10 protein-coding genes are annotated in these 6117 nt (G+C 71.0%); 2 read left to right on the forward strand and 8 right to left on the reverse strand.

The window, feature by feature from the left end; genetic code table 11:
- A partial coding sequence (locus GT030_RS27920) for a molybdopterin dinucleotide binding domain-containing protein (protein ID WP_272920729.1) occupies nucleotides 1-1169 on the forward strand: 1169 nt, incomplete at its 5' end.
- A gap of 18 nt (nucleotides 1170-1187) precedes the next feature.
- Here the strand turns inward: GT030_RS27920 and GT030_RS27925 are convergent.
- From GT030_RS27925 to GT030_RS27960, 8 genes are read right to left on the reverse strand one after another with little or no spacing between them, the layout of a single operon-like run.
- Entirely contained in the window at nucleotides 1188-1598 is a 411-nt protein-coding gene (locus GT030_RS27925; RefSeq protein WP_161203454.1) for a gas vesicle protein K, read from the reverse strand.
- Nucleotides 1588-1830 carry a gas vesicle protein gene (locus GT030_RS27930; RefSeq protein ID WP_086691471.1) on the reverse strand — a complete coding sequence of 81 codons (243 nt, stop codon included), beginning with the start codon at nucleotides 1828-1830 and terminating at the stop codon, nucleotides 1588-1590. Before GT030_RS27930 ends, GT030_RS27925 begins: the two co-directional genes overlap by 11 nt.
- The gene (locus tag GT030_RS27935) at nucleotides 1827-2633 is read right to left on the reverse strand and encodes a GvpL/GvpF family gas vesicle protein (RefSeq protein WP_161203455.1); all 807 of its coding nucleotides are present in this window, start codon (nucleotides 2631-2633) and stop codon (nucleotides 1827-1829) included. The genes GT030_RS27930 and GT030_RS27935 overlap by 4 nt, the downstream gene beginning before the upstream one ends.
- Nucleotides 2626-3165, reverse strand: coding sequence for a gas vesicle protein (locus tag GT030_RS27940; protein WP_161203456.1), 540 nt, complete (start codon nucleotides 3163-3165; stop codon nucleotides 2626-2628). Before GT030_RS27940 ends, GT030_RS27935 begins: the two co-directional genes overlap by 8 nt.
- Nucleotides 3166-3195: 30 nt before the next feature.
- Nucleotides 3196-3444 carry a gas vesicle protein GvpG gene (locus GT030_RS27945; protein WP_086691465.1) on the reverse strand — a complete coding sequence of 83 codons (249 nt, stop codon included), beginning with the start codon at nucleotides 3442-3444 and terminating at the stop codon, nucleotides 3196-3198.
- A 15-nt stretch (nucleotides 3445-3459) separates the two neighbouring features.
- Nucleotides 3460-4173, reverse strand: coding sequence for a GvpL/GvpF family gas vesicle protein (locus GT030_RS27950; protein WP_161203457.1), 714 nt, complete (start codon nucleotides 4171-4173; stop codon nucleotides 3460-3462).
- Between the two features lie 3 nt (nucleotides 4174-4176).
- A complete protein-coding gene (gene gvpJ, locus GT030_RS27955; protein ID WP_161203458.1) occupies nucleotides 4177-4644 on the reverse strand; it encodes a gas vesicle protein GvpJ in 468 nt (155 codons plus the stop codon).
- 24 nt (nucleotides 4645-4668) lie between these two features.
- A complete protein-coding gene (locus GT030_RS27960) occupies nucleotides 4669-5019 on the reverse strand; it encodes a gas vesicle protein (protein ID WP_161203459.1) in 351 nt (116 codons plus the stop codon).
- A 276-nt stretch (nucleotides 5020-5295) separates the two neighbouring features.
- Between GT030_RS27960 and GT030_RS27965 the strand changes: the two genes are divergently transcribed.
- The coding region (locus GT030_RS27965) for a histone protein (RefSeq protein ID WP_161203460.1) at nucleotides 5296-6117 on the forward strand (822 nt) is incomplete at its 3' end.

Here is a 6117-nt window from a genome sequence, read left to right on the forward strand (position 1 = left end):
TCCGCGAGATCGTCAACTTCCTGATGCTGCGCGGCAACCTGGGCCGGGTCGGCTGCGGCGCCAGCCCCGTGCGCGGACACAGCAACGTCCAGGGCGACCGCACCATGGGCGTGTGGGAGCAGATGCCCGACGAGTTCCTGGACGCCCTGAAGTCCGAGTTCCGCTTCGAGCCGCCGCGCCACCACGGCTACGACGCGGTGAAGGCCGTCAAGGCGATGGCCGAGGGCAAGGTCAAGGTGTTCCTCTCGCTGGCCGGCAACTTCGTACGCGCCGCCCCCGACACCGAGGTCACCGACGCGGCCATGCGCCGCTGCAAGGTCACCGCACAGATCACCACCAAGCTCAACAAGGCGCACACCGTCACCGGCGAGACCGCGCTGATCCTGCCCTGCCTCGGCCGCACCGAGATCGACATCCAGGCGGGCGGCGTCCAGTTCGTCACGGTGGAGAACACCTCCAGCGAGGTGCACACCTCGTTCGGCAAGCTCCGCCCCGCCTCCCGGCTGCTGCTCAGCGAGGTCGCCATCCTGTGCCGGCTGGCCCAACGCACCCTCGGCGACAAGGTCGACATCCCCTGGCTGGAGTTCGAGGCGGACTACGGCAACATCCGCGACCGGGTGGCCAAGATCATTCCGGGCTTCTACGACTTCAACCGGCGGGTCGCCCGGCCGGGCGGCATCAAGCTGCCCAACCCGGTCAACGAGGGCGTGTACGCCACCGCCACCGGCAAGGCCATGTTCACCGTCAACGACTGGGACATGTCCGCGGCGCCCCCCGGCCACCTGATCCTGCAGAGCACGCGCTCGCACGACCAGTGGAACACCATCCCGTACACCAACAACGACCGCTACCGCGGTATCCACGGCCGCCGCAACATCATCATGATCAACCCGGAGGACATGGTCGATCTGGGCCTGGTCCGGGGGCAGTTCGTGGACATCATCGGTGTCTGGCGCGACGACGTCGACCGCCGGGTGGAGGGCTTCGAGGTCATCCCCTACCCCACCAGCCGGGGATGCGCGGCCGCGTACTACCCGGAGGTGCAGCCGCTGGTCCCGCTCGACAGCGTCGCGGCGATCAGCAACCAGCCCACCTCCAAGGGGATCGTGGTCCGGCTCGAACCGGGCACCCCGCCTCCCGGCACCAAGCCCACCGAATGGCACGACTGAACGCCGCCGCTGCCGCCCTCACTCCGGGGGCGGCAGCAGTGTGCCCAGCGGACCCAGGTCGAGGTTGAGGTCGTCCATCGTCAGCCCGTACCGCGCGCACAGCCCGGTCATCCGGTCGTGCAGGAGCATCAGCGTCGCCCCCAGGCGCTCTTCCTCCTCCTCGGTCAGGTCGCCCTCGTCGACGCGGTTGAGGGCCTGGCGCTCCATGAGTTGACGCAGCAGCTCGACCAGGGTGAGGACCAGCTTCATCAGGTCCCGCTCCACCGTGTCCGGATCGGCGGTGATCCGGCGCGCCGGTACGGACGTCCGCCCGTCGGAGGCCGGCAGGTCGCCGGGCGCCGCGGGCAGCAGCCGGAACGCCCGCTCGGCCGCCGCCGCGACCTCGGCCCTGCGCCGGTCCGGGCCGCCGCGCTCGTCGTCAGCCGTCATCGCCCCGCCCCTCGATCCGCCTCGGCTCCGTGAACGGCGACGGCACCTCCGCGCTGATGGACACGATCAGCGCCCGCAGCGAGACCCGCACCAGGTCGATGCCGGCGATGGAGAGCACCACGTCGCCGGTGAGGACCACCCCGCCGCTCAGCAGGCGGTCCAGCAGGTCGATGAGCGCGACCTGCCGCTGCGCCAGCGGCTCGGTCGCGGCCCGGCGTTCGGGCGTGGTCACGGCCCTGCCCCCGCCGCGTCGCCGGTCTCCTCGGGTCCCATGGCGAACGAGTACGGCGCCCACGGCCCGGTGATCTCGACCCGCACCCCCGCGAGCCCGTCCGCCGCCCGCGCCACCTCGGCCCGGAACGCCTCGCCCCGCTCCAGCGGCACCAGATACGCGTCGTTGACCACGTTCTCGCCCGCCGCCTCGGCGAGCGCCCCCTGCTGCACCCGGTGCCGGGCCCGCTCACTGGCGTACGCGCGCCCCGCCGCCTCGATGCCATCGGCCGCCCGCTGGGCCGCCCGGTGGGTGGTGTCCCGGTGGCGCTGCTGCTGCCGGCGGCCGCGCAGATACGAGCGTCCGGGGCTCAACTGCGTGTCGGCGGGGACGGGAGGTGGCTCGGGCGCGGCCGAGGGGTCCACGTAGACCTTCACGCCCCACTCGACGTGTCCCGCGAGCCGCGCCAGCCGGTCCGTGAACAACTCGCGTCCCGCGGCCAGCACTTCGCGCGCCCGGGCGTCGTCCAGATACACGGTGGCCAGGCGCAGCGGCAGTACGGTGGTGTACGCGGCGACCGCCTCCACGACCCCGTGGTGGGCGCGGGCCACCGCGCTCAGCCAGTCCAGGTCCTCCAGCCTGCGGCGCAGCGCCTCCTCCCGGAAGTCCTCCGCCGGTACCGAACTGACCACCAGAGCGAGCCCGCTGTCATCGGGTACCAGATGTACGGGGGCGCCGACCACGCCCTCCAGCGCGGCCAGCCGCTCCGCCAGGGCGTCGTCGGCGCGGGTCACGCCGTAGACGTACGTCATGAGATCACTCATCGCGGCTCCGCTTCCGGCGGCGGGCGGGGCGCGGGGCGGGTTCGGGCTCGGGCTCCGGTTCCTCTTCCTCCAGCTCTGCCTCTTCCACCTCTTCCTCGTCGGGCTCCTCTTCCTCCTCGGCGTACTCCTCCGGCTCCTCGGCGTACTCCTCCGGCTCCTCGGTGTAGTCCTCCGGCTCGACCTCCAGCAACTCCTCCGGCTCTCTGAGCGCGGCGAGTTCGGCCCGCAGGCGGCGGTTCTCCTCGGCGAGCGAGTGCTCGTCACCCCTGGCCCGCGAGGAGAGGGAGGGGTCGTGCTCCCACCAGTCGATGCCCATCTCCTTCGCCTTGTCGACGGAGGCGACCAGCAGCCGCAGTTTGATCGTCAGCAGCTCGATGTCGAGCAGGTTGATCTGGATGTCGCCCGCGATCACGATGCCCTTGTCCAGAACGCGTTCGAGGATGTCGGCGAGGTTGGCGGACGAGCCCTGCCCGTAGGGCTGCGCCGCCCGTGAGGGGGTGGGGCCGAGCCGGTTGCCCAGTGGTTCGCTCACGATGGTGGCCTCGCGTTCCCTAGTGCCGGATCAGGACTGCTGTCCGCGGAAGTTCCGTATCTCCTCCAGCCGGTCGAGCAGTTCGTCCTCCCGCCGGTCGAACGTCTCCTCGTCGATCTCCCCGGCGAGCAACCGCTTCTCCAGCGCGGCGAGTTCGGCGTGGATGGGGGCGGGGTCGTAGTACTCGTCCTCGGCCGCCTCCAGGACGCGTTCGACCACCCAGCCGACGCCGCGCACCGGCGCCAGCGGGAGGGTGAGGATCTGGGTGAACAGGCCCATGGAACCCCTCGGTTCTCAGACGAAGGTGTACGGCGGGAGCGGGCCGTTCAGCCGGAAGTCGAGCCCCTCGCCGAGCTGGTGGGCGACGCTCAGCTCCGTGGTGAGGAAGGCCTCTTCCTGGTCGTCGGCCACCAGGAAGGACACGTTGAGGAAGTCCGACCCGGTCGGCTGCGTGGAGTCCACGTCACGCGCGAACGGACGCAGCGCCTCGACCACCCCGGCGGCCAGCGCCTCCTGACGGGCCTGCACCTCCTGGGCCACCAGCTCACCGAGCCGCATCGCCGCCGACGGGTCGGCCGTTCCGCTGCGGATGTCGTCGTTGAGCTGCCGGGCCGGAGGCGACTCGGCGAGGATCTGGCGCAGCAGGGAGTCCTCGTCCTGTGCCACCTTCAGGTTGTACTCGGCGCAGCCCGCCAGCTCCAGGAGCCGGTCCGTGTACTCCTCGGCCCGCTCCTCCAGCGCCGCCCGCACCTCGTCGTCGCTCGCCGCCACCAGGCCGAACCGCAGGGGCAGTACGGTGCCGTCGGCCATGAGCCGCTCCTGCACCTCCTGGTGCGCGCCGACGTCCCGCCGCTTCGGGCGCAGGTCCTCGGGCGCGTCGCTGACCACCGCGCACAGCGATCCGGCGGTCACCGCCCGCAGCGGGCCGGGGGACTCGCCGACGCCGCGCAGGCCGTCGAGGCGCAGCGGGTGCTGTTTGTCGGTGACGGAGTAGACGTAGACGCCCATCGCTCATTCCCTCTCACGGGTCGAGGTCCGCTTGGAGGCGCGCTTGGCCGGCCGCCGCTTGCGTACGGGTTCCCGCTCCTCTTCTTCGTCCTCTTCGTCACCGTCACCACCGGTGACCGCCTTCAGGGAGTCGGTGACCGCCTCGGCGGCCCCGCTCAGCGCGCCCTTGGACTTGCCCTTCGCCCCGCTCTCCACGCTGTCGCCGACGATGTCGGTGAGCTGGGCCGGAGCCTTGCGCCCGGCCTCCAGGTCCAGCCGGTTGCACGCCTCCGCGAAGCGCAGGTACGTGTCCACGCTGGCCACGACGACACGGGCGTCGATCTTCAGTATCTCGATGCCCACCAGGGACACGCGGACGAAGATGTCGATCACCAGGCCGCGGTCCAGGATGAGTTCCAGGACGTCGTAGAGGCTGCCGCTGCCACCGCCACCGCGGGTGACATTGCCTCCGCCTTGCGGCACCACGGTCATGGTGCCTCCCTTCACCGGCGGGTCTCAGCCGCGCCGGTCGATCTGCCCTCGGGTGTAGCGGCGCGTGCGCTCGTAGGCCACGAGGTCGCCCTCCTTGTCGAGGGAGACGCGGTAGGTCGCCATCACGCTGGTCGTGTCGGGCACTCGCTCCAGTTCGAGCACCTCTACGTCGGCCTCCCAACCCTCGTTCGTCGGTTTCAGCGCCGAGACGGAATCCGGGGCCCGGCCGAGCAGCTCCGTGAGCTGCTCGGCCGCGATCCGCATCGCCCAGGCAGGGCCCTTGGACGGGCGGTGGCGCGGCTCGCCGGCCGGTCGCCGGCCGGTGGCCCGACTGCTGCCGGTCCGCCGCTTCGCGGGCTCTTCTGCTGCGGCCATGGTCTCTCCGGTGGTCGAAGCGGTCTCTCCGGGAGGGCCGGAGCGGGCGCCAGATTCCACGCGCGAACATACAATTTCAGCATATAGGGTTATAAGTCGTAGCACTGTTGGCCGGCTCACGGGCCCGCCGCAACCGCGTGCGCGGCTCTGCCGGAGTCCCGGCGCGGCGCACGATGTGCGCGATGTGCGCGATCCCTTCTTCATCGATCGCGGGCCGGGTCGGGGTGCCGGCCGGAACCCCGTTTCTTTCCTGACCCTTCCGAAAGGAACCGGTTCATGAATGACACGACCAAGGTCGCTCTCGCCACCGCAGTCGCGGGCGGCTACGTGCTCGGACGTACGAAGAAGGGACGCCTCGCCTTCGCGCTGGCGACCTATCTCGCCGGTCGCCGCACCGGCCTCAACCCCCAGGCGCTGCTGAGCGAGGGCCTCGGCAAGCTCGGCGGGGTGCCGGGCGTGCAGGAACTCAACGAGCAGGTGCGCGGCGAACTGCTCAACGCGGGCCGCAAGGCACTGACCGCCGCTGCCGACCGCCGCCTCGGCGACCTCGCCGAGTCCCTCCGTGAGCGCACCCAGCGCCTCGGCCAGAAGAAGGACGAGAAGCCGGAGGAGGCCGAGGACTCGGAGGAGTCCGAAGAGGCGGAAGAGGACGAGGAGAACGGCGAGAACGAAGAGAACGGGGAGGAAGAGGGCGAGGAGTACGAGGACGAGGCCGAGGAGCCCGAGGAAGAGGCGGAGGAGCCCGAGGAGGAGGAGTTCGAGGCCGAGGAGGCGGAGGAGTCCGAGGGCGACCAGGGGCCCCGGGAAGAGGAGGAGGACTTCGAGGAGGAAGAGGAAGAGGAGGAGGAACCCGAAGAGGAACCTGAGGAGGGCGAGGAGCCTGAGGAGGAAGAGGAGCCTGAGGAGGAAGAGGAGCCGGAGGAGGAGCCCGAGAGGCCGCCTCGCCGTCGGCCCGCCGCGAAGAAGCAGCCCGCCAAGAAGTCCGCTCCGCCGGCCAGGAAGCAGGCCGCGAAGAAGGCTCCCGCGAAGAAGGCCCCGGCGAAGAAGTCCGCCCCGCCGGCCAAGAAGCAGGCGGCGAAGAAGGCTCCCGCGAAGAAG

The sequence above is a fragment of the Streptomyces sp. SID1328 genome (assembly GCF_009865595.1).
GTDB classification, from domain to species: Bacteria; Actinomycetota; Actinomycetes; order Streptomycetales; family Streptomycetaceae; genus Streptomyces; species Streptomyces griseoluteus.